The following is a 21,870-nucleotide window of genomic DNA, read 5'->3' as shown; positions in this document are numbered from 1 at the left end:
AAAATAGATGACATGTTGCGTTGGTTGACCGCGGGCGAATCGCATGGCCCGGCACTCGTTGGAATTCTTGAAGGCCTACCCGCCGGAGTATCGGTGGATAGCGAAGCAGTGCGGGAGGCACTGGCGCGCCGCCGTCTCGGCTACGGCCGCGGCGCGCGCATGAAGTTTGAAAAGGACCAGGTCACCTTTCTTGGTGGCGTCCGCCATGGCAAGACCCAGGGCGGCCCGGTAGCCATCGAAATCGGCAACACCGAATGGCCCAAATGGGAACGCGTGATGAACGCCGATCCGGTGGATCTGGATGAGCTGGCCTCGCTGGCGCGCAACGCGCCGCTGACCCGCCCGCGTCCGGGCCACGCCGATTTCACCGGCATGCAGAAGTACGGATTCGAGGACGCCCGCCCGATCCTCGAGCGCGCCAGCGCCCGCGAAACAGCGGCCCGCGTCGCACTAGGCACGGTGGCCTCCCGATTCCTCAGTGATTTGGGCATCCAGCTCGTCTCGCACACCACGGCAGTCGGCGCCGTGGCCGCACCGGCCGATGCGCCGCTGCCTGGAGCCGCCGATGTCGCCGCCCTGGATGCCGACCCGCTGCGCTGCTTCCACCCCGAGACCAGCGTAGCCATGGTCGCCGAGGTCGACGACGCCCACAAGGCAGGGGAGACCCTGGGCGGCGTCGTCGAGGTCCTGGCCTACAACCTGCCTCCGGGCATCGGTTCCTACGTGCACTGGGACCGCCGCCTGGACGCGCGCCTGGCCGCCGCCCTGATGGGCATCCAGGCCATCAAGGGCGTCGAGGTCGGCGACGGATTCGCCACCGCGGCGCGCCGCGGTTCGGCTGCGCACGATGAGATCGTGCACGCCGAAGACGGCAGCATCAAGCGCAACTCGAACCGCGCCGGCGGCATCGAGGGCGGCATGAGCATCGGCGAGGTGCTGCGCGTGCGCGCCGCCATGAAGCCGATCGCCACCGTGCCCCGCGCCCTGCGCACCGTGGACACCGCCACCGGCGAGGACACCACCGCGCACCACCAGCGCTCGGATGTCTGCGCCGTGCCGGCTGCCGGCGTGGTCGCCGAGGCCATGGTCGCCCTGGTGCTGGCCCAGTCCCTGCTGGAGAAGTTCGGCGGCGATTCGGTGGCCGAGACCAAGCGCAATATCGAGTCCTACCTGGCCAGCATCCCGGGCAATCTGGGTTCGACCGGCGTCTAGGAAGCACGCTTCAATGATCTACCTCATTGGTCCGATGGCCAGTGGCAAGTCCACCGTGGGCAAGTCACTGGCCACGGCCCTTTCTACCAGCTTCGCGGATTCCGACGCGGCCATCGTCGCCCACCACGGAACCATTGCGCAGATCTTCGCCGAGCATGGCGAAGCGCATTTCCGCGACCTGGAAGTCCAAGCGCTGTGCCGGCTGCGCACCGGCGTGGTCGCTACCGGCGGCGGCGCGGTGCTGCGCGAGGAGAACCAGCAGCTGCTCTCGCGCGGCACGGTAATCTACCTGGAACTCGGCGAACAGGCTGCCGCCGAGCGCATCAAGGGCGACGGGCACCGCCCGCTGCTGGCTGGTGACGAAGCCCTCAAGAGCTGGATCGCCGTTTACGAAAAGCGCCGTCCAATTTATGAAATGCTCGCTGACGTGCATGTTCTCGTGGATGGAAAGTCCGTTTCGCAAATTCTCGACGAGGTGTTGCCGCAGCTGGAGGGGCTGTGATTAGCCTCACGAGATGCAACTTCTGGCCGGGCTCACGCGTACGCTAGAAAAAATCACCACCATCAGGAGGAAGCTAGACTGATGCCTATCGCACCGACCACCATGAAGGTCACCGGAAGCACCCCCGCGGAGTCGTACCCCGTCATGGTCGGCAACGGCCTCTTGGGCCAACTGCCCGACCTGCTTGGCCCCGCGGTCAAGAAGGTCCTGGTCATCCACCCGCGAGCCCTGCGCGTCACCGGTGACGTGGTTCGCGACGAACTGGCGAAGTCAGGCTTGGAAGCATTGACCGCGGAAATTCCGGATGCCGAAGAAGGCAAGCACATCCAGGTTGCCTCCTTCTGCTGGGAAGTGCTGGGCAAGAACGACTTCACCCGCTCCGATGCTGTGCTCTCAGTGGGCGGCGGGGCCGTCACCGACGTGGCAGGATTCGTCGCGGCCACCTGGCTGCGCGGCGTGAAGGTTATCCATATTCCCACCTCGCTGCTGGCCATGGTCGACGCTGCCGTGGGCGGCAAGACAGGGATCAACACCGCCGAGGGCAAGAACCTCGTCGGCGCCTTCCACCCGCCGGCCGCGGTGCTCGCCGACCTCGACGCGCTGGCCACCTTGCCGAAGAACGAGCTGGTTACCGGCATGGCTGAAATCGTCAAATGCGGCTTCATCGCCGACGAGCGCATCCTGGAGCTGATCGAAGAGGATCCGGCCGATGCCGTCGATCCCGCCAGCGATCGCCTGCGCGAGCTGGTCGAGCGAACCATCGCCGTGAAGATCGACGTGGTCTCGCGGGATTTGAAGGAATCCGGCGACCGCGAATTCCTGAACTACGGCCACACCCTGGCCCACGCCATCGAGCTGGCCGAGCGCTACCAGATGCGCCATGGCGCAGCCGTGTCCATCGGCCTGGCCTTCGCCGCCGAACTGGGCCGCTCGGTGGGCTACACCTCCGACGCAGTGGCCGACCGCCACGTCGCGATCCTGAAGTCCCTCGGGTTGCCGACCACCTACCGCAACGACCGCTGGGCGGCGCTGCTCGATGGCATGAAGCGCGACAAGAAGGCCCGCGGCAGCCAGCTGCGCTTCGTCGTGCTGGAAGAAATCGGCAAGCCGCGTATCTACGAAGTCCCTGATAACTCGTTGCTCTTCGCCGCCTACCAGGAAATCGGGGAGTAAGCACATGGTCGACTACACCGCATACGCCATTGACGTCGCATCGGTCAACCGCGAGGGTGTCGGCACAGCTGTTGAAGGCGTGCTGATCGATCCCGAGACGCTCAAGCCCTACATCGCTGACGAGGCGGCCGCCGAGCAGCAGCTGCTGGTCGGTTCGCCCACCGACCAGGTAATGGTGCTGCTCGCCCGTGGCGAGCTGGCCAAGGCCGGCGAGCTGATCGCGGAATCGCGTTTCGTCGATCCGACCAACGCCCACCTGCGCGTCCTGGACACCGAGCTGACCCGCATGCAGGGCGACTTCGATCGCGCCATCAACCGCCTGCGCAAGCTGGCCGAGGAATTCGCCGGCACCGCGTACGAGCCGCTGATGCACTACCATGCAGGCCTTTCCTTTTTCGCGAAGGGCGACTACAAGGCGGCGGCCACCCGATTCCGCAAGGCCCTGGAGCTGCGCATCGAGTTGGACGACGACGCATACCTGGTCAACGCGGCCAGCACCTGCATGCAAATCGCCGAGAAACGCGCCGCGCAGTAATGCGCGCCACCGTGCCCAACCCTTTGTGCCCCACGGCGCGTAGGGTAAACTTGAACATGGATTTTTGATAATGCCGGCTGTCGCTGGCGAAAATAGAGGATTGAGGAAACGTGGCGGATACAACTGACATCAAGAATGGACAGGTCATCAAGATCGATGGCCAGCTCTGGACCATCATTGACTTCCAGCACGTCAAGCCAGGCAAGGGCGGCGCATTCGTGCGCACCAAGATGCGCAACGTCATGTCCGGCAAGGTCCTGGACAAGACCTACAACGCAGGCACCAAGATCGAACTGGCCACCGTTGACCGCCGAGATTACCAATACCTCTACCAGGATGGCGAAGACTACGTCTTCATGAACCTGGAAGACTACGACCAGCTCACCGTTCCCGGCGCCACCGTTGGCGACGCCGCTGGCTTCCTGCTGGAGAACCAGAACCTGACCATCGCCATGTACGACGGCAGCCCGCTGTACCTGGAACTGCCGGCATCGGTCGTTCTGGAAATCACCTACACCGAGCCGGGCCTGCAGGGCGACCGCTCCTCGGCTGGCACCAAGCCGGCAACCCTGGAAACCGGCAAGGAAATCCAGGTGCCGCTGTTCGTCGAGCAGAACACCAAGGTGAAGGTTGACACTCGCACCGGCGATTACCTGGGTCGTGTCAACTAGTGAGAGCCCGCGCCAAAGCCCGCCGCCGAGCCCTTGAGTTCCTGTTCGAAGCCGAGGCCCGCGATGCAGATCCGCTGGCCGTGGCCATCGCACGACGGGAAAACTCGGACATCGTACTCAACGAGTACTCGCTGGCGATCATCGAAGGCGTGACCGCCCACCTGGCCCGCATTGACGAAGTTCTCGAAAGCTACGTCAAGGACTGGACCATCGAGCGCATGCCAGCTGTTGACCGCAGCGCACTGCGCATCGGCGTGTGGGAGCTGCTGTACAACGATGACGTTCCCGACGCTGTCGCCGTGGCCGAAGCTGTGGTGAACGTGCGGGAATTGTCCACCGATGAATCGCCGGAGTTCGTCAATGGCGTTTTGGGCCGCATCCAGAGCGTCAAGGACACCCTGGTCGACTAATTCGATCCTCACGTTTCCGAGCCCGGGCCGGAACCCCACAAAGGGGTTCCGGCCCGGGCTTTTTTGTGCAGCCATTGCCCGCGGGGCGTGCGACGGCGAGGCTAGGGTGCATCAGCCAGAAGCCCGAACGCTGGAGCAAATCGGTGATCGTGCCGGACATGTGACTTGATCTCGACCAGGATCCGCGGGAAGCAGGGGACGACCCGGCGTGCAGCGGGCCACCTGCGTACGCTACCTGCGCGACTATCGGCTCACCATCGAACTCGAATGCCAGGGCCTGGACGCGGCCCAGATTACCTCGCGCCCGGTCCCGCCCTCCACGCTCAGCCTGCTGGGCCTGCTGCGCCAGCTCGGCGAAGTCGAGCGGGACCGGCGCAACTGGATCACCGCGGGAGAGCCTGCCGGCATGATCTACGGGCCGGCGGGATCCGACTTCGAAACGGTGCGCCCGGATCCCGCCCAGGTATCCCAGGCGCTGCGCATCCTGCATGGAGAGCAAGATGCCACCGACCGCCTGCTGGCCGGCTTCGAAGACCTCGGCCAGCGCGCAGGACGCGAGCAGGTGATCATCCGCGACCTGATGGTCCACCGCATCGAGGAGTACGCCAGGCACAGCGGGCATGCAGACCTGCTGCGCGAATGCTTCGACGGCAGGGTGGGCCAATAGCGCAGCACGCTTCCAGCGGTCCTGGCCGCTTAGTGCGTGTGTCGATCGCAACACCTGCCGTGCCTGCGGCTGGGTCGGTTTACGGGTTCTGCGTGATTCTGCCCCTTGGCGAGAACCGTCAGATGCATCTTTGTGACCGATCCCATGCCCTATTCAGTGTCATGCATAGGTTTCCGCTAGGGAATCGCCTCGCGCTCGTGATAATTTGGGTTAGCAATATTCCTTTAAATCCCGTCCCGTGAGGCGGAGAAGGGAGAGATGCACAGCATGGATGAGAATTCAGTGCCAGATGCCGCGCGCACGGTATTAACCGGCGACGACATCGAACGTGTACTCACTCGCGTAGCCTACGAAATCATCGAGGCCAACAAGGGCACCGACGACCTGGTCCTCCTTGGCATTCCCAGCCGCGGATTCCCGCTGGCCCAGCGCCTGGCAGCCCGCATCGCAGCCACCGCCGATGGCAATCTCGACCCGGCATCGCTGGTAGGCCAGCTCGACATCACCATGTACCGCGACGATCTGCGCCACTCCACCACCCGCACCCCGGCGCCGACGCGCCTTCCAGCAGGCGGCATCGAGGGCAAGGTTGTCGTACTGGTCGACGACGTGCTCTATTCCGGGCGCACCATCCGCGCCGCTCTGGACGCCCTGGCCGACTGGGGACGCCCGCGCACCGTGCGCCTGGCGGTGCTGGTTGACCGCGGGCATCGCGAACTGCCGATCCGCGCTGATCATGTGGGCAAGAACCTGCCGACCGCGAAGAGCGAAAAGGTGCGCGTGCACCTGGCAGAAATCGATGGCACCAACGAAGTAGTGATCGAGGGCGCCGCATGAAGCACCTGCTCTCCACCGCGGATCTGACCCGCGACGAAGCCATCGCCATCCTGGATGTCGCCGAAGAGATGCGGGAATCGGGAACCCGTCAGATCAAGAAGCTGCCGGCCCTGCGCGGGCGCACCGTGGTGAATCTGTTCTTCGAGGACTCCACCCGGACCCGGATTTCCTTCGAGGCCGCCGCCAAGCGCCTGAGCGCTGACGTCATCAACTTCTCGGCCAAGGGATCGAGCGTATCCAAGGGCGAGTCGCTGAAGGACACCGCGCAGACCCTGCTGGCGATCGGAGCCGACGCGGTAGTCATCCGCCACCCGGATTCCGGTGCCCCCGCCAGGCTGGCGGCCACCGACTGGATCGGGCTGCCGATCGTCAACGCCGGCGACGGCACGCATGAGCACCCCACCCAGGCGCTGCTCGACGCCTTCACCCTGCGCCGCCAGGTGGCGCTGCGCGAGGGCACCAGCCCGGCAGGCCGCGGCCTGGACGGGCTGAAGGTCGCGATCGTCGGCGACATCCTGCACAGCCGTGTCGCCCGCTCCAACCTGTGGCTGCTGAACACCCTCGGTGCCGAAGTCACGATGGTCGCCCCTCCGACCCTGCTGCCGGTCGGCGCCGGATCCTGGCCGTGCACCATCAGCTACGACCTGGACGAGGTGATCGCCAAGGGCGTCGACGCGCTGATGATGCTGCGCGTGCAGGGTGAGCGGATGAATGCCGCCTACTTCCCGAACCCCCGCGAATACTCGCGCTACTGGGGACTGGACGATGCGCGCCTGGCGGAATTGGACGCTTCGGGCGCCGAAACCCTGATCATGCACCCGGGTCCGATGAACCGCGGCCTGGAGATCTCCTCGGCCGCCGCGGACTCGCCGCGCTCCACCGTGCTCGACCAGGTCACCAATGGCGTGGCCGTGCGCATGGCCAGCCTCTACATGCTCCTCTCCGGCGACCTGATCTGAAGGAAGAAACCATGAACTACTTGATCAAGCAGGCCTCCATCCTCGGCGGCGAACCTGCCGACGTGCTCATCGCCGACGGCAAGATCGCCCAGCTGGGCACCATCGCCGACGCCGGCGACGCGCAGGTGATCGATGCGACGGACCTGGTGCTGTTGCCGGGCCTGGTCGACACCCATACCCACCTGCGCGAACCGGGCCGCGAAGACGCCGAAACCGTGGAAACCGGTTCGCAGGCAGCCGCCCGCGGCGGCTACACCGCCGTGCACGCGATGGCCAACTCCACCCCGGTGGCCGACACCGCCGGCGTCGTCGAACAGGTCTACGAATTGGGCCGCAAGGCCGGCTGGGTGGATGTCCGCCCGGTCGGTGCGGTCACCGTCGGCCTGGCCGGCAAGCAGCTGAGCGAAATCGGCGCGATGGCCGATTCCCGTGCCGCGGTGAAGATGTTCTCCGACGACGGCATCTGCGTCTTCGACCCGCTGCTGATGCGCCGCGCCCTGGAATACGTGAAGGCCTTTGACGGAGTCATCGCCCAGCACGCCCAGGAACCGCGGCTGACCGAAGGCGCCCAGATGAACGAGGGCGAAGTCTCCTCGATCCTGGGCATGCCCGGCTGGCCTGCGGTCGCTGAGGAATCGATCATCGCCCGCGATGTGCTGCTGGCCGAGCATGTCGGAGCGCGGCTGCACATCTGCCATGTGTCCACCGCCGGCTCGGTGGAGATCATCCGCTGGGCCAAGGCCCGCGGCATCCAGGTCACCGCGGAGGTCACCCCGCACCACCTGCTGCTCACCGACGAGAAAGTCCGCACCTACGACCCGGTGTTCAAAGTCAACCCGCCGCTGCGCCGCGAGGAAGACGTGATGGCGCTGCGCGCCGGCGTCGCCGACGGCACCATCGACGTGATCGGCACCGACCACGCCCCTCACCCGTCCGAAGCCAAGGACTGCGAGTGGGGCGCGGCGGCCATGGGCATGACCGGGCTGGAGACCGCGCTGTCGATCGTGCAGCACACGCTGGTCGACACCGGCTTGATGGGCTGGGCTGACGTCGCGCGCATCACCTCCGAGGTGCCCGCGCAGATCGGCCGCGTCGCCGACCAGGGCCGCCCGATCGCGGTGGGCGAGCCGGCCAACCTCACCCTGGTGGATCCGGCAGCCCGCTGGATCGTCGACCCGGCAGCCATGGCCACCAAGGGCCGCAACTCGCCGTTCGCCGGCATGGAGCTGCCCGGATCGGTGCGCGCCACCTTCTTCCACGGGCACGCCACCGTGCTCGATGGCCAGCTGGCAACCCCGAGGTCGATCAATGCCTGAGGGAGCACTTCAGCCGCTCATCTGGACGATCGTCGCGGTCGTCGTTGCCGTGACGCTGATCCTGCTGGGCTGGCGCAACCTCAAGGCCCGGCAATCGGCGATTCCCGAGCCGTATGAGGAGTTCGCCGACCAAGTGGAGCACAGCTTCGACGGCATGTACGTGGTCACCACGAAATTCGACGACTGGCTGGACCGCATTGCCGTGTATGAGCTCGGCGTGCGCACCAACGCCACCTTGGAGCTTGGCAGCGAAGGCGTGCACCTGATCCGTTCCGGAGCGCGCGACGTGCACATCCCGTGGGAGCACTACGAAGAGGTCAAGCGCAGCAGCGGGATGATCGGCAAGGTCGTGGAGAAGAACGGCCTGATCGTCATCACCTGGAACAAGGACGGCTTCACCTTCGACACCGGATTCCGTCCCCGCTACCACGAGGACACCCCCAAGATTTATCAGTTGCTGGCGTCGCACGACGACGTAAGCCGAGCAGGAGACAAATAAGTGAATTCCCTGAGCAACCTACCAGCCGTGTTGGTACTCGAAGATGGCCGCATCTTCCGCGGACGCAGCTATGGCGCCGTGGGCACCACCCTGGGTGAAGCAGTCTTCACCACCGGCATGACCGGCTACCAGGAAACCCTGACTGACCCGTCCTACGCGCACCAGATCATCGTGCAGACCTTCCCACACATCGGCAACACCGGCGTGAACTCCGAGGATCCGGAATCCACCCGCATGTGGGCCGCCGGCTATGTGGTGCGCGACGCCGCCCGCCGTCCGAGCAACTGGCGCAGCGAGCGCACCCTGGACGAGGACCTTGTCGAGTACGGCATTGTCGGCATCCAGGGCGTGGACACCCGCGCCCTGACCCGCCACCTGCGCGACGCCGGCGCCATGAAGTCCGGCATCTTCTCCGGCGACGACGCCGCGAAGTCCGAGGCCGAACTGGTGGAACTGGTCAAGGCGCAGCCGTCAATGGCAGGGCGTAACATCTCCGCCGAGGTCTCGGTGGACACCGCCTACCTCGTCGAGCCGGCCGACCACGGCTACACCGGCGAGCCCAAGCACACCGTCGCCGCCATCGACCTGGGCATGAAGTCGATGACCCCGCACCGCCTGGCCGAGCGCGGCCTGCGCGTGCACGTGCTGCCGTACAACGCCACCCTTGAGGACATCAAGGCCACCGGCGCCGAAGGCGTCTTCTTCTCCAACGGCCCGGGCGACCCCGCCACCGCCACCGCGCAGGTGGAACTGGTGCGCTCGGTGCTCGACGCCGGCATTCCGTACTTCGGCATCTGCTTCGGCAACCAGATCCTGGGCCGCGCGCTGGGCTTCGACACCTACAAGCTGCGCTTCGGCCACCGCGGCATCAACCAGCCGGTGATGGACAAGGCCACCGGCCGCGTGGAAATCACCAGCCAGAACCACGGCTTCGCCGTCGACGCGCCGATCGAAGGCTCCGTCACCGCGCCGGTCGAGCGCTTCGGCAAGGTCGAGGTCTCGCACTACTCGCTGAACGACCACGTGGTCGAGGGCCTGTCCTGCCTGGACATCCCGGCCTTTTCCGTGCAGTACCACCCAGAGGCCGCATCCGGCCCCCACGATGCCGCCTACCTCTTTGACCGCTTCATGACCGCGTTGGATTCCGCCGCAGAAAAGGACAGCAAGTAATGCCTAAGCGCACCGATCTGAAATCAGTTCTCGTCATCGGTTCGGGTCCGATCGTCATCGGCCAGGCCGCCGAGTTCGACTATTCCGGCACCCAGGCTCTGCGCGTGCTGAAGGAGGAGGGCCTGCGGGTCATCCTGGTCAACTCCAACCCGGCCACCATCATGACCGACCCGGAATTCGCCGACGCCACCTACGTCGAGCCGATCACCCCCGAGGTCGTCGAGAAGATCATCGCCAAGGAACGCCCGGATGCGATCCTGCCGACCCTGGGTGGCCAGACCGCGCTGAACACCGCGATCGCGCTCGACAAGTCCGGCGCCCTTCAGAAGTACGATGTCGAGCTGATCGGCGCGAACATCGAAGCCATCGAGCTGGGCGAGGACCGCGAGAAGTTCAAGGGCGTCGTCGAGCGCTGCGGCGCCGAATCGGCCCGCTCGGTCATCGTGCACACCCTGGACGAGGCCTTCGCCGCCGTCGAGGAGCTGAACTACCCGGTGGTCGTGCGCCCGTCGTTCACCATGGGCGGCCTGGGCTCGGGCATGGCCTACAACCCGGAGGACCTACGCCGCATCGCCGGCGCCGGCCTGCAGTACTCGCCAACCACCGAGGTGCTCCTGGAGGAGTCGATCCTGGGCTGGAAGGAGTACGAGCTGGAGATGATGCGCGACAAAAACGACAACGTCGTGGTCGTGTGCTCCATCGAGAACTTCGATCCGGTCGGCGTGCACACCGGCGACTCGATCACCGTCGCCCCGGCGATGACCCTGACCGACCGCGAATACCAGAAGCTGCGCGACATCTCCATCGCGGTCATCCGCGAAGTTGGCGTGGACACCGGCGGCTGCAACATCCAGTTCGCCATCGACCCGGCAACCGGCCGCGTCGTGGTCATCGAGATGAACCCGCGCGTTTCGCGTTCCTCCGCGCTGGCTTCCAAGGCCACCGGCTTCGCGATCGCGAAGATCGCCACCAAGCTGGCCGTGGGCTACACCCTGGATGAGATCCCGAACGACATTACCCAGAAGACCCCGGCTTCCTTCGAGCCGGCCCTGGACTACGTGGTCGTGAAGGTCCCGCGCTTCGCCTTCGAGAAGTTCCCGGCCGCGGACAAGACCCTGACCACCACCATGAAGTCGGTCGGCGAAGCGATGGCCCTGGGCCGCAACTTCACCGAGGCGCTGCAGAAGGCGCTGCGCTCCCTGGAGCAGAAGGGCTCCGAGCTGTCCTTCGAGCCGATCCCGGAAGCCGAGCACGAAGCAGTGCTGGCCTCGATCGTGAAGGGCTCGACCGAACGCCTCTCGCTGGTCCAGCGCCTGCTGTTCTCCGGCGTGTCCATCGAGAAGCTGTTCGAGACCACCGCGATCGACCCGTGGTACCTGGACCAGCTGCAGCTGATCAACGAGGTCGCGCAGCTGGTGGCCGCGAACAAGCACCTGCCCGAGCACGTGCTGCGCGAAGCCAAGCGCCACGGCTTCTCCGATGCGCAGCTGGCCCAGCTCACCGGCAAGTCCGAGGCTGTTATCCGCGGCATCCGCCACGCGCTGGGCGTGCGCCCGGTCTACAAGACCGTGGACACCTGCGCGGCCGAGTTCGAGGCGTTCACCCCGTACATGTACTCCTCGTACGATGAAGAAACCGAACTGGGACGCCACGAGAAGAAGTCGGTCATCATCCTCGGCTCGGGCCCGAACCGCATCGGCCAGGGCATCGAGTTCGACTACTCCTGCGTGCACGCGGTGATGGCGCTGCGCGCCGAGGGCTACGAGACCGTGATGGTCAACTGCAACCCGGAGACCGTCTCCACCGACTACGACATCTCCGACCGCCTCTACTTCGAGCCGCTGACTCTGGAAGACGTGCTCGAGGTCATCCACGCCGAAGAGGAAACCGGCGGCGTGCTGGGCGTGTTCGTCCAGCTCGGGGGCCAGACCCCGCTGAAGCTCGCCGCCGAGCTGAAGGCCGCCGGCGTGCCGATCCTGGGCACCTCGCCGGAAGCCATCGACCTGGCCGAGCACCGCGGCGCCTTCCAGCAGGTGCTGGACAACGCCGGGCTCATCGCGCCGAAGAACGGCACCGCCGTGTCTTTCGCCGAGGCCAAGGCCATCGCCGACTCCATCGGCTACCCGGTGCTGGTCCGCCCGTCCTACGTGCTGGGCGGCCGCGGCATGGAGATCGTGTACGACGAAGCCAACCTCGAGCGCTACATCACCAACGCCACCGAGATCACCGTGGACCACCCGGTCCTGGTTGACCGCTTCCTGGAAGACGCCATCGAGATTGACGTCGACGCCCTGTTCGACGGCACCGACCTGTACGTCGGCGGCATCATGGAGCACATCGAGGAAGCCGGCATCCACTCCGGCGACTCGGCCTGCACCCTGCCTCCGATCACCCTGGGCCCCGATGTGCGCGAGCGCGTGAAGCAGGCCACCCGTGCGATCGCCGAAGGCGTGGGCGTGCGCGGCCTGATCAACATCCAGTTCGCGCTGGCCAGCGACATCCTGTACGTGATCGAGGCGAACCCGCGTGCTTCGCGTACCGTGCCGTTCACCTCGAAGGCCACCGGCGTGCAGCTGTCCAAGGTCGCCGCGCTGATCGGCGTCGGCAAGACCTTGGCAGAGCTGCGCGGCAGCTACCTGCCGGCCACCGGCGACGGCGCGCACCTGCCGGAAGCCGCGGCCATCGCGGTGAAGGAAGCTGTCATGCCGTTCGCCCGCTTCCGCACCCCGGAAGGCAAGGTCGTCGACTCGCTGCTCGGCCCTGAAATGCGCTCCACCGGCGAGGTCATGGGCTTCGACAAGTATTTCGATACCGCCTTCGCCAAGTCGCAGGCCGCGGCGAACAACCCGCTGCCCACCGCCGGCAAGGTGTTCGTCTCGGTCACCAACCGCGACAAGCGCTCGATCGTGATGCCGGTCAAGCACCTGTCCGACAACGGCTTCGAGATCATCTCCACCGGCGGCACCGCCGAGGTGCTGCGCCGCAACGGCATCCCGACCCAGGTGGTGGGCAAGCTGCACGAAGGCGGAGAGTCCATCGTCGACCTGATCGTGGCCGGCCAGATCGGCCTGATCCTGAACACCCCGTCGGGTTCGGATGCGCGTGGCGACGGCTACGAGATCCGCGCCGCCGCGACCTCGGTCGGCACCCCGGTGATCACCACCGTTGCGGAATTCAACGCCTCCGTCCAGGCAATCGATGCCCTGCGCGAGTACGAGTGGGATGTCACCAGCTTGCAGGTGCACGATGCCAATCTGAACGCGGCACGCAATGCCTGAGCCGATTCCATTCGGCCAGCGGCTTCGTTCGGCCATGCAGGCTTCCGGCCCGCTGTGCGTGGGGATTGATCCGCACCCGGCGCTGCTGGAAGCCTGGGGGCTGGAGAATACCGCAGATGGCGTGCGATCTTTCTCACTGGCAGTCGTGGAAGCGATGGCCGGTGCGGCGGCAATACTCAAGCCCCAGGTCGCCCTGTACGAGCGCTTCGGGTCCAAGGGATTTGCCGCGCTGGAGGACACCTTGAGCGCCGCGAAGGCCGCCGGGCTGCTCACGCTGGCCGACGCCAAGCGCGGGGATATCGGTTCGACCATGGCCGCGTACGCGACCGCATGGCTCGATGACGCTTCCCCGCTGGCCTCAGACGCGGTGACCTTGAGCCCATATCTAGGCTACGAGTCGCTGCGACCGGCACTGGATTTGGCTGCTGCCACCGGCAGGGGAGTGTTCGTTCTCGGGCTGACTTCCAACCCGGAGGGGCCGTCTGTGCAGCATGTCGGCGGAGAAAACTCTGTTGCTAAAACGATTATTGACCAAGTCACTGCAGAAAATTCAGGTGCAGAAGATTTAGGTCATGTCGGTTTGGTCGTCGGCGCCACCATCGGCGATGCGCCGGCCAAGCTCGGAATCGATCTAGCGACCTCCAAGGCTCCGCTGCTCACACCGGGACTTGGCGCGCAAGGCGCCACGGCAGCTGATATTGCCAAGTCATTCGCCTCCAGCTATGGCCAAGTGCTGGGCACGAGCAGCCGGGACATCCTCAAAGCGGGGCCGGACAAGACCGCGCTTCGCGACAAGGCCCTGAGGGTCCGGGACGAATTGCTGGCAGCTAGCTAGCAAAAAATTCGAATAAGTGGCATTGGCGCGTTGTGGCTATTAGAGTTTCTAGTAGCCACAACGCGTTTAGTCTTGCAAAAGCAGCGTTACCTCGCTATGTTTCTCAACATAAGCCTTAGTCCACTACAACTGAAGGATGGCTGAACGATGGTACTGCGAGAACTCTCTGACGAAGATCGTATCCGGGCCCGCGCCAAAGCACTCGCCGCACGCACTCGTCGTGCAGAAATCAAGGCGGAGTTCAGTGCCGGAAAAATTTCCATCACCGAGGTACTAGACTTGGTATACGAAGATGAAGCCGTGGGACGCATGCGTGTCATGGACCTTCTGGAATCGGTACCGGGCGTAGGTGAAGTACGCGCGGCAAACTTGCTGGAGCGACTTGGCATTTCCCCATCCCGCCGTCTGCGCGGACTGGGACGCAAGCAGCGCACCGCAATCACCGAGCACTTCAAGCAAAGCCCGCCAAAAACGAAAGTGTAGTCAATGACCGCAGCGTCGGTAACTGTTCTAGCCGGCCCCACGGCAGTAGGCAAGGGCACCGTCTCTACCTACATCCGCGATAACTATCCAGATGTCTGGCTCTCGGTGTCGGCAACGACCCGCAACGCCCGGCCGGGGGAGCAGGATGGAGTCCACTACTTCTTCGTGGGCCCCGAGCGCTTCCAAACCCTGGTTGAGGAAGGCCAGATGCTGGAATGGGCTGTCGTCCATGGCCAGAACAGCTACGGCACGATTCGCTCCACGGTTGAAAATGCAGTGGCACAGGGCAAGAAGGTCCTGCTGGAAATCGATCTGCAGGGTGCGCGCCAGGTCAAGGAGTCGATGCCCGAGGCAAAATTCGTCTTCCTCGCCCCGCCATCGTGGGACGAATTGGTGCGCCGGCTTGTGGGACGCGGCACTGAAACGGCCGAGGAACAGCAGCGCCGCCTGGAAACCGCTAAACTAGAACTTGCAGCGGAATCAGAATTCGACGTGACCATCGTCAACGACGATGTAGCACGTGCCGCCGAAGAGCTTGTAGCCCTCATGGGGCTAAAGAACGACAAATAGGGAGTCCTGTGTCCAACCCAGAGGGAATCATCAACCCATCGATCGACTCGTTGCTTGAGACCAACGACTCGAAGTACGCCATTGTGCTGAACTCGGCCAAGCGCGCACGCCAGATCAACGCCTACTACGCGCAGCTCAACGAAGGCCTGTTCGAGTACGTCGGCCCGCTGGTGGAAACCAAGCTGAACGAGAAGCCCCTGACCATAGCCTTGCGCGAGCTGGATGACAGCCTGCTGAAGGTCACTCCGGCCGAGGCCATCGAGGACTAATCGGAAAGTCGGCGCCCCCAGCGGGCGCCTTCTTTTTCGTTAAGCCCCTTTTCCACGCACCTCATCACCGCACCGAATCCTCGAGGAAGTACTTCGTGAAGCGAATTGTCCTAGGCGTTTCAGCTGGCATCGCCGCCTACAAGTCCGTGCTCCTGCTGCGCTTGCTGCGCGAAGCCGGCCACCATGTCGATGTGATCCCCACCCAGAACGTCGCGAACTTCGTGGGCAATGCCACTTGGGAGGCCCTGTCCGGAAATCCGGTGACCTCGAATGTATTCGAAGCGGTCGATACCGTCAACCACGTGCGTCTCGGCCAGCAGGCCGATCTGGTATTGATTGTTCCGGCTACCGCCGATGTGCTGGCCAAGGCCGCCGCAGGGATGGCCGACGACCTGCTCACCGGCACTTTGCTTGCCACCCGGGCTCCGGTTGTGGTGGCCCCGGCCATGCACACCGAAATGTGGCAGCACCCGGCCACCGTCGCGAACGTGCAGACCCTGCGCGATCGCGGCGTGCGGGTGATCGAACCTGCATCGGGGCGGCTTACCGGAAAGGATTCGGGACCGGGCCGGCTTCCGGAACCAGATGAGATCTTCGCCGCAGTACAGGACCTGCTCTCCGAGCCGGTGCTCGCTGGATCCAAGGTCCTGATCACGGCCGGGGGCACCCGCGAACCGCTGGACCCGGTGCGCTTCTTGGGCAACCGCTCCTCGGGCCGCCAGGGTGTCGCGCTGGCGCAGGCCGCCCGTGATGCCGGGGCCGAGGTCACGCTGATCGCCACCCATCTGGAAGTTCCCGCGCCGCATGGCGTGAAGCTGGTGCATGCTTCAAGCGCGCTGGAGCTGCGAGAGGCGGTCTTCGAAAACGCTCCGGGCCAGGACGTGCTGATCATGAACGCGGCCGTCGCCGATTTCCGTCCGGCACGCATCGAGAACTCGAAGATCAAGAAGCGCGACGAGCATTCGGCACCGGTTATCGAGCTGGTGCGCAACCCGGATATCCTCGCCGAACTGGTTTCCGCCCGCAGCCAGAACCCGGACCTGCCGGAGCTCATCGTCGGCTTTGCCGCCGAGACCGGCGACGAGCAGGGCAGCGTGCTCGAGTACGGGCAGGCCAAGCTGGAGCGCAAGGGCTGCGAAATGCTCGTGGTCAATGAGGTGGGTGCGACGCTGACCTTCGGGCAGGAAACCAATAGCATCCACGTGCTCTTCGCCGATCACGCCGAGCCGGTGAAAGCCTCGGGCAGCAAGCTGGAGGTGGCCCGCGTGGTCATCGAGCAGATTTCGAATGCCACAAAAAGTCATGCAGCTGTAACAAGGTGAGCCGCGCCATATGGTGCTTGTTCACGAAATGTCCTAGTTCTGCTTACCGGTCCCAGAGACCAGATAGAGTTATACGGTGACTTCAACAACCCCTGAACTTCGTCTTTTCACCTCGGAATCCGTGACCGAGGGCCACCCCGACAAGATCTGCGACCAGATCTCGGACGCGATCCTCGACGCCATGCTGGCCCAGGATCCGGACTCGAAGGTCGCCGTCGAGACGCTGACCACCACCGGCCTGGTGCACGTGGCCGGCGAGGTGACCACCAATGGCTATGTGGAGATCCCCGAGATCGTCCGCAAGACCATCCTGGACATCGGCTACGATTCCTCGGCCAACGGCTTCGACGGGGCGCGCTGCGGCGTGTCCGTGTCCATCGGCCAGCAGTCCCAGGAAATCCACGACGGGGTCTTCAACTCGCTGGAGTCCCGCGAAGGCACCGCCAAGGATCCCCGCGACTTGCAGGGCGCCGGCGACCAAGGCCTGATGTTCGGCTACGCCTCGGATGAGACCGACTCGCTGATGCCGACCCCGATCTTCCTGGCCCACCGCCTGTCCGAACGCCTGACCCAGGTGCGCAAGAACGGCCGCATGCCTCTGTTGCGCCCGGACGGCAAGACCCAGGTCACCATCGGCTACGACGGCGACAAACCGGTCTCCGTGGACACCGTGGTCGTCTCCAGCCAGCACGCCGCCGAATACGAGCTGGCCACGCTGAAGGCGGACCTGCACGAAGAGGTCGTCACCCCGATCCTGGAGCGTTCGGGCCTGGATACCTCGAACACGAAGATCATCCTGAATCCTTCGGGCCCGTTCATCATCGGCGGCCCCGTCGGCGATGCCGGGTTGACCGGACGAAAGATCATCGTCGATACCTACGGTGGCTTCGCCCGCCACGGCGGCGGCGCGTTCTCCGGCAAGGATCCATCGAAGGTCGACCGCTCCGCAGCCTACGCCATGCGCTGGGTGGCCAAGAATGTGGTCGCCGCCGGCCTGGCCCGCCGCGCCGAGGTCCAGGTGGCCTACGCGATCGGAGTTGCCCGTCCGGTCGGCCTGTACGTGGAGACCTTCGGCACCGAGACCGTTGACCCGGCGAAGATCACCAAGGCCATCAACGAGGTGTTCGACCTGCGTCCGCTGGGCATCATCGAGGACCTGGACCTCAAGCGCCCGATCTACCGCAAGACTGCTGCCCACGGCCATTTCGGCCGCGAGGACAACGACTTCACCTGGGAGAAGCTGGACCGCGTCGACGCCCTGCGCAGCTGGTTCAACGCCTAGGATCATTCAGTGCAGCAAGATGCCCTGATTTCAGCACCCGAACCGGCCCGTCTCAAGCGGGTTGCTCGGGTGCTGATTGATTCTTCGGTCCCGCATCTGGACCGCTTCTTTGACTACGAGATCCCGCCCTCGATGACCCAAGACGCCGTGTCCGGGGTGCGCGTGAAAGTGCCTTTTGGCCCGCAGCAGCTCTCCGGGTTCATCGTGGAAGTACTTGAAGACTATGCGCCGGAAATGAAGCTTCGCCCGCTGGCAACGCTGGTCAGCACCCAGGTGGCGTTGTATCCGCAAATTGTTGAAGCAGCCCAAGCAATCGCCACGCGCTACTCCGGGACCCTGTGGGATGTGGTGCGTCTAGCCGTGCCCGCCCGCGCCGCCAAGGTTGAAAAAGAAGAGCTGGCTACCATCAGCCCGGTACTTCCCGAGGCACCGAACCAGCTGGAGCATTACGAGCACGGGCCAGAAGCGCTGCAGGCCTGGGCCGATGGGCGCAGCTTCCGCGCGGTAGCTACCTGGGTGCCGAACTTCTACGGAGCGTGGCCTGGCTTCTTGATGGACGCGGCCCGACCGGTGCTGCAGCGTGGCAAGCGCGTACTGCTGCTGGTGCCCGACAAGCGCGATCTGCTGCTGCTGGGCAGCTATCTGGACGAGCACTTCGGGGCTGACTCCTACGCGCAGTTGCAGGCCGATGACGGGCCGACCCCGCGCTACCGCAATTTCCTGCGTGCCATCGGCGGGCATGTGCAGATCGTGATCGGCACCCGCTCCGCAGCCCTGTGCCACGTGCCGGACCTGGAACTGATCATTCTCTGGCAGGATGCCGACCAGTCGCACCGCGAACAGCGCGCCCCCTACCAGCACAGCCGCGAGGTCGCGTTGCTGCGCAGCACCCTGGCCGGCATTTCGCTGCTCATCGCTTCGCCATCGCGCTCGGTTGAAGCCCAGCGCTTGGTTTCCACCGGCTGGGCCACCGAGCTGAAGGTCCCACGCGATATCTTGCGTGCCCAAACTGCACGTATCGTGGCCACCACCAATGATTTCGAACTTGAACGCGACCCGGTGCTGGCCCGCGCCCGCATTCCCTCCGTGGCCTGGCGCGAAGCCACCAAGGCATTGGAAACCGGCCCGGTGCTCGTCCAGGTGGCGCGCACCGGATTCATGCCCGCATTGGCCTGCCAGGATTGCCGCACTTTGGCCCGTTGCACGCTGTGCCAGGGGCCGCTGCATATCGCAGGCAAAGGTTCGCATGTGGCCTGCCGCTGGTGCGGCGAGCAGTACCACGACTACCGTTGCGTGAACTGCTCTTCTTCACGGATCCGCGCCGCAAGCATCGGAGCCGATCGCACGGCTGAAGAACTTGGCCTAGCATTCCCCAAAGTCAGCGTTATTTCATCAACCGGAGCTAAACCGGTGGAGAAAATCCCTGATAAACCGGCTCTAGTGGTCGCAACACCAGGGGTCGAACCCTTTGCTGAATCCGGATACGCCGCCGTGCTGCTGCTTGACGCCGACAAGATGCTGGCCCACGATTCGCTGCGCAACGCCGAAGAAGTCATCGCCCGCTGGTTCACCGCCGCCTCCATGGCCCGCTCCAGCGGGGTAGTGGTGCTGACCGGAAATCCAAGTCCTGCCGGCGCCGCGCTGGTACGCTACGACCCGGCATCCTTTGCCGAACGCGAATTGGCCGAACGCCGGGAGGTGGGTTTGCCCCCGGCGGTACGCAGCGCGGTCATTTCCGGGCTGGGAGCCGAACGGCTCATCGTCAACTTGGATCCCGAAACCCGCCAGCTCGTGCAAGTACACGGTCCCACGGTCATTGACGGGCCGCCAGCGCAGCACCGGTACGTGCTGTTCTTCTCCTACGCCGACGGACCGGCAGTAACCAAGGCCCTGCGCCAACTGCGCGCGAGCATGTCGGCAGCCAAGGACCCGGTCGTGAATATCGCCATCGATCCGGACGACGCGCTCTAGGAGCTGGCAGCCAGCTTCTGCAGGAAGTTCTCGATCGCGTCGGCGGTTTGCGGTGCCTTCTCGTAATGAATCAGGTGCCCGACATTCTCCAGCATCACCAGGTGCGCATCGGCGAAGCGGGCCCGCAAGGCCTCCTGGGTTTGCGGGGTGCCCAGTTCATCTTGCATTCCGCCGACCATGAGCGTGGGCAAGTCGAGCTGCGGGGCGTAGTCCCCGACAGTAGCGCTGATCGAGGCACGATAGGCCTGGGCCAGGGTGGCACGGGAATCGAAACCGCCAAAGTAGGCGCGGTGCTGATCGCGCACATAGACGCGCGTCGAAGGATCCTTGCTCTTGGTCATCACCAGGCTCATGGCGTCGCTGAACAGCTTCGAGCGCAGCAGTGGTTCGCCGATATGTGCTGGCAGCTTGGCGCATACCTCGTAGTATCCACTGGTGAGCTTGGCCAGCAGCGCCTGGTCTGATTCCAAGGCCAGCTCGGAGATCGGGTTGAGCAAGATCAGCGAAGCGAAGCTGCGCGTGGTTGCCAGCTTGGCCGCTACGATCGAGCCGAAAGAATGCCCCAGCAGGTGCACCGAGGAATCCAGCTGCAGTTCCTGGGCGAGCTGCGCGAGCACGGCCGCGTAGCCGTTCACGTCGTGTTCCAGGTCCGCCATGGAGGTGGACGAGCCAAATCCTGGCAGGTCGGGAACGATCACCGTGTAGTGCGCTAGGTGCGAAGAGATGCGCGCCAGTCCATGGTGGTCTCCGCGGAATCCGTGCACCGCGTAGATCACTCCGCGCGAGGGCTGTTGGGCCAGGTGGGTGTAGACCCGAATTTCAGCACCGTTCAGATGGTGGGCGGTCACTAGTTGTTCTCGTGGGGCCATGGTTTAACCCTACCCGTCCAGCAGTGCCAGTGCGGTACCTTCATCGATCACTAGATCGGTAATCAACCCGCCTTTAAGCGCACCGCGCACGGCTTGCAGCTTGCCCCGTCCGGCGACCACGCAAAAACGTGTCGGCACTTTGAGCAGGGCTTCGAGGTTGGGGCCCGTGGAACGGGCGTTCAGCGAAATATTGGAGCTGTTCCCGTCCTTGTCGAAGAACACGGTGGCCACATCGCCGACCACGCCGATTTCGTGCAATTCCTGCGTTTCGGCCCTCGTCAGGTAACCGCCGCGGTACACCTGGGAAGCCACCGCGGAGCCGGCCGATCCCAGGGAGAAGACCGCGAGGTTCATTTCCTTCTGCACTTGCAGCACGCGGCGGATGGAGGTTTCCTGCCACATGGCTTCACGGGTGGAGGCGCGGTCGAAGAAGGCAGGAACCGGGAATTGCTCGGTGCGGGCGGTAAATGCTTGGCCGAAGCGGGTGAGGATGTCGTTGGCATAGCGCACGCCGCTGGTTACCGGGTTCGCCGCACCGTTCAGCTGCACGATCTGCGTGTCGTGGGTTGGGTGCGAGCCCAACGCCATGGACACAGCCTGCATGGTCGAGCCCCATGCAACGCCCACGGTCATCGATGAGGAAACCATGCCGCCCAGCAGGTAGGCCGCGTGCGCGGCGACCCGGGCGAGCAATTCGGAATCATCCATATTCCCGTCGGTGGGCACCACGTTGAAGCTGACGCCGTAGTGCTCGGAGAGCTGGTTTCCCAGCAGCGCGGACATGTTCGCGCTGGGGGAGATACTGATGGAAACCATGCCGGTGCGTTTGGCATGGGATAGCAGGCGGGAGACCGTGGAACGCGATGTTCGCAGCTCCTTGGCGATCACTTCCATCTTCATATCCTGCAGGTAGTACAGCTGTGCGGCGCGCAGCGCGTCCTTGGCTTTCGGGGTGCTCTGCACGGATGTGTCAGCCAGCCCCCGCTTATATGTGCCGCCGTATGAAGATTTCATCATGATTCAGACCACTTCTGCACGTT

General features: G+C 64.6%; 22 protein-coding genes. 20 read left to right on the top strand and 2 right to left on the bottom strand.

The features are described 5' to 3' along the window. The first annotated feature begins 12 nt into the window (after positions 1-12). From aroC to JOE62_RS09700, 20 genes are all read left to right on the top strand, one after another. Positions 13-1,212 (top strand): chorismate synthase, encoded by a 1,200-nt coding sequence (gene aroC, locus JOE62_RS09795; RefSeq protein WP_204722209.1) that lies wholly within the window; start codon positions 13-15, stop codon positions 1,210-1,212. A gap of 13 nt (positions 1,213-1,225) precedes the next feature. Next, a complete protein-coding gene (locus JOE62_RS09790) occupies positions 1,226-1,714 on the top strand; it encodes a shikimate kinase (protein ID WP_204722208.1) in 489 nt (162 codons plus the stop codon). A gap of 81 nt (positions 1,715-1,795) precedes the next feature. Further along, complete coding sequence (gene aroB, locus JOE62_RS09785) at positions 1,796-2,887, top strand: 3-dehydroquinate synthase (RefSeq protein ID WP_204722207.1); 1,092 nt, start codon at positions 1,796-1,798, stop codon at positions 2,885-2,887. Between the two features lie 4 nt (positions 2,888-2,891). Further along, the gene (locus JOE62_RS09780) at positions 2,892-3,422 is read left to right on the top strand and encodes a tetratricopeptide repeat protein (RefSeq protein ID WP_204722206.1); all 531 of its coding nucleotides are present in this window, start codon (positions 2,892-2,894) and stop codon (positions 3,420-3,422) included. 110 nt (positions 3,423-3,532) lie between these two features. Continuing rightward, positions 3,533-4,093: an elongation factor P gene (efp, locus tag JOE62_RS09775; protein ID WP_204722205.1), complete on the top strand. Its 561-nt coding sequence runs from the start codon at positions 3,533-3,535 to the stop codon at positions 4,091-4,093. Then, positions 4,093-4,503, top strand: coding sequence for a transcription antitermination factor NusB (nusB, locus tag JOE62_RS09770; RefSeq protein ID WP_038991129.1), 411 nt, complete (start codon positions 4,093-4,095; stop codon positions 4,501-4,503). Before efp ends, nusB begins: the two co-directional genes overlap by 1 nt. A gap of 208 nt (positions 4,504-4,711) precedes the next feature. Beyond that, positions 4,712-5,170 carry a mycothiol transferase gene (locus JOE62_RS09765; protein WP_204722204.1) on the top strand — a complete coding sequence of 153 codons (459 nt, stop codon included), beginning with the start codon at positions 4,712-4,714 and terminating at the stop codon, positions 5,168-5,170. A gap of 267 nt (positions 5,171-5,437) precedes the next feature. After that, positions 5,438-6,007, top strand: a complete 570-nt coding sequence (pyrR, locus tag JOE62_RS09760) for a bifunctional pyr operon transcriptional regulator/uracil phosphoribosyltransferase PyrR (protein ID WP_204722203.1) — start codon at positions 5,438-5,440, stop codon at positions 6,005-6,007. Then, positions 6,004-6,966, top strand: a complete 963-nt coding sequence (locus JOE62_RS09755; protein WP_204722202.1) for an aspartate carbamoyltransferase catalytic subunit — start codon at positions 6,004-6,006, stop codon at positions 6,964-6,966. Before pyrR ends, JOE62_RS09755 begins: the two co-directional genes overlap by 4 nt. 11 nt (positions 6,967-6,977) lie before the next feature. Beyond that, positions 6,978-8,282 (top strand): dihydroorotase, encoded by a 1,305-nt coding sequence (locus JOE62_RS09750; RefSeq protein WP_121866846.1) that lies wholly within the window; start codon positions 6,978-6,980, stop codon positions 8,280-8,282. Next, positions 8,275-8,781 carry a PH-like domain-containing protein gene (locus JOE62_RS09745; RefSeq protein ID WP_204722201.1) on the top strand — a complete coding sequence of 169 codons (507 nt, stop codon included), beginning with the start codon at positions 8,275-8,277 and terminating at the stop codon, positions 8,779-8,781. Before JOE62_RS09750 ends, JOE62_RS09745 begins: the two co-directional genes overlap by 8 nt. After that, positions 8,782-9,951: a glutamine-hydrolyzing carbamoyl-phosphate synthase small subunit gene (carA, locus tag JOE62_RS09740; RefSeq protein WP_204722200.1), complete on the top strand. Its 1,170-nt coding sequence runs from the start codon at positions 8,782-8,784 to the stop codon at positions 9,949-9,951. It abuts the gene before it with no gap. Next, on the top strand, positions 9,951-13,229 hold the full coding sequence (gene carB, locus JOE62_RS09735; protein WP_204722199.1) for a carbamoyl-phosphate synthase large subunit: 3,279 nt from the start codon (positions 9,951-9,953) through the stop codon (positions 13,227-13,229). The genes carA and carB overlap by 1 nt, the downstream gene beginning before the upstream one ends. Beyond that, positions 13,222-14,064, top strand: coding sequence for an orotidine-5'-phosphate decarboxylase (gene pyrF, locus JOE62_RS09730; protein ID WP_073706210.1), 843 nt, complete (start codon positions 13,222-13,224; stop codon positions 14,062-14,064). The genes carB and pyrF overlap by 8 nt, the downstream gene beginning before the upstream one ends. Before the next feature lie 147 nt (positions 14,065-14,211). Further along, positions 14,212-14,547 carry an integration host factor, actinobacterial type gene (mihF, locus tag JOE62_RS09725; RefSeq protein ID WP_013349055.1) on the top strand — a complete coding sequence of 112 codons (336 nt, stop codon included), beginning with the start codon at positions 14,212-14,214 and terminating at the stop codon, positions 14,545-14,547. A 3-nt stretch (positions 14,548-14,550) separates the two neighbouring features. Then, the gene (gene gmk, locus JOE62_RS09720) at positions 14,551-15,117 is read left to right on the top strand and encodes a guanylate kinase (protein WP_038991117.1); all 567 of its coding nucleotides are present in this window, start codon (positions 14,551-14,553) and stop codon (positions 15,115-15,117) included. A gap of 8 nt (positions 15,118-15,125) precedes the next feature. Further along, a complete protein-coding gene (gene rpoZ, locus JOE62_RS09715) occupies positions 15,126-15,386 on the top strand; it encodes a DNA-directed RNA polymerase subunit omega (RefSeq protein WP_038991115.1) in 261 nt (86 codons plus the stop codon). 95 nt (positions 15,387-15,481) lie between these two features. After that, positions 15,482-16,708 (top strand): bifunctional phosphopantothenoylcysteine decarboxylase/phosphopantothenate--cysteine ligase CoaBC, encoded by a 1,227-nt coding sequence (gene coaBC / locus JOE62_RS09710; protein WP_204722198.1) that lies wholly within the window; start codon positions 15,482-15,484, stop codon positions 16,706-16,708. Positions 16,709-16,784: 76 nt separating this feature from the next. Further along, positions 16,785-17,990: a methionine adenosyltransferase gene (gene metK, locus JOE62_RS09705; protein WP_204722197.1), complete on the top strand. Its 1,206-nt coding sequence runs from the start codon at positions 16,785-16,787 to the stop codon at positions 17,988-17,990. A 9-nt stretch (positions 17,991-17,999) separates the two neighbouring features. After that, entirely contained in the window at positions 18,000-19,961 is a 1,962-nt protein-coding gene (locus JOE62_RS09700; protein WP_204722196.1) for a primosomal protein N' family DNA-binding protein, read from the top strand. Here the strand turns inward: JOE62_RS09700 and JOE62_RS09695 are convergent. Further along, positions 19,958-20,830, bottom strand: a complete 873-nt coding sequence (locus tag JOE62_RS09695) for an alpha/beta fold hydrolase (protein ID WP_204722195.1) — start codon at positions 20,828-20,830, stop codon at positions 19,958-19,960. The genes JOE62_RS09700 and JOE62_RS09695 overlap by 4 nt on opposite strands. Before the next feature lie 9 nt (positions 20,831-20,839). Beyond that, entirely contained in the window at positions 20,840-21,847 is a 1,008-nt protein-coding gene (locus tag JOE62_RS09690; RefSeq protein WP_204722194.1) for a sugar-binding transcriptional regulator, read from the bottom strand. Positions 21,848-21,870: the final 23 nt, after the last annotated feature.

This window comes from Glutamicibacter nicotianae (assembly GCF_016907615.1).
GTDB lineage: Bacteria > Actinomycetota > Actinomycetes > Actinomycetales > Micrococcaceae > Glutamicibacter > Glutamicibacter nicotianae.
Note: the sequence above shows the minus strand (reverse complement) of the source record. Positions and strands in the feature narration are given on the sequence as shown.

What these genes read in the sequence shown, in the direction of transcription:
- JOE62_RS09695 (WP_204722195.1), bottom strand. Translation starts at nt 20,830, where the DNA reads ATGGCCCCACGAGAACAACTAGTGACCGCCCACCATCTGAACGGTGCT.
- pyrR (WP_204722203.1), top strand. Translation starts at nt 5,438, where the DNA reads ATGGATGAGAATTCAGTGCCAGATGCCGCGCGCACGGTATTAACCGGC.
- JOE62_RS09780 (WP_204722206.1), top strand. Translation starts at nt 2,892, where the DNA reads ATGGTCGACTACACCGCATACGCCATTGACGTCGCATCGGTCAACCGC.
- gmk (WP_038991117.1), top strand. Translation starts at nt 14,551, where the DNA reads ATGACCGCAGCGTCGGTAACTGTTCTAGCCGGCCCCACGGCAGTAGGC.
- JOE62_RS09690 (WP_204722194.1), bottom strand. Translation starts at nt 21,847, where the DNA reads ATGATGAAATCTTCATACGGCGGCACATATAAGCGGGGGCTGGCTGAC.
- pyrF (WP_073706210.1), top strand. Translation starts at nt 13,222, where the DNA reads ATGCCTGAGCCGATTCCATTCGGCCAGCGGCTTCGTTCGGCCATGCAG.
- JOE62_RS09755 (WP_204722202.1), top strand. Translation starts at nt 6,004, where the DNA reads ATGAAGCACCTGCTCTCCACCGCGGATCTGACCCGCGACGAAGCCATC.
- aroB (WP_204722207.1), top strand. Translation starts at nt 1,796, where the DNA reads ATGCCTATCGCACCGACCACCATGAAGGTCACCGGAAGCACCCCCGCG.
- JOE62_RS09750 (WP_121866846.1), top strand. Translation starts at nt 6,978, where the DNA reads ATGAACTACTTGATCAAGCAGGCCTCCATCCTCGGCGGCGAACCTGCC.
- mihF (WP_013349055.1), top strand. Translation starts at nt 14,212, where the DNA reads ATGGTACTGCGAGAACTCTCTGACGAAGATCGTATCCGGGCCCGCGCC.
- carB (WP_204722199.1), top strand. Translation starts at nt 9,951, where the DNA reads ATGCCTAAGCGCACCGATCTGAAATCAGTTCTCGTCATCGGTTCGGGT.
- aroC (WP_204722209.1), top strand. Translation starts at nt 13, where the DNA reads ATGTTGCGTTGGTTGACCGCGGGCGAATCGCATGGCCCGGCACTCGTT.
- JOE62_RS09745 (WP_204722201.1), top strand. Translation starts at nt 8,275, where the DNA reads ATGCCTGAGGGAGCACTTCAGCCGCTCATCTGGACGATCGTCGCGGTC.
- JOE62_RS09790 (WP_204722208.1), top strand. Translation starts at nt 1,226, where the DNA reads ATGATCTACCTCATTGGTCCGATGGCCAGTGGCAAGTCCACCGTGGGC.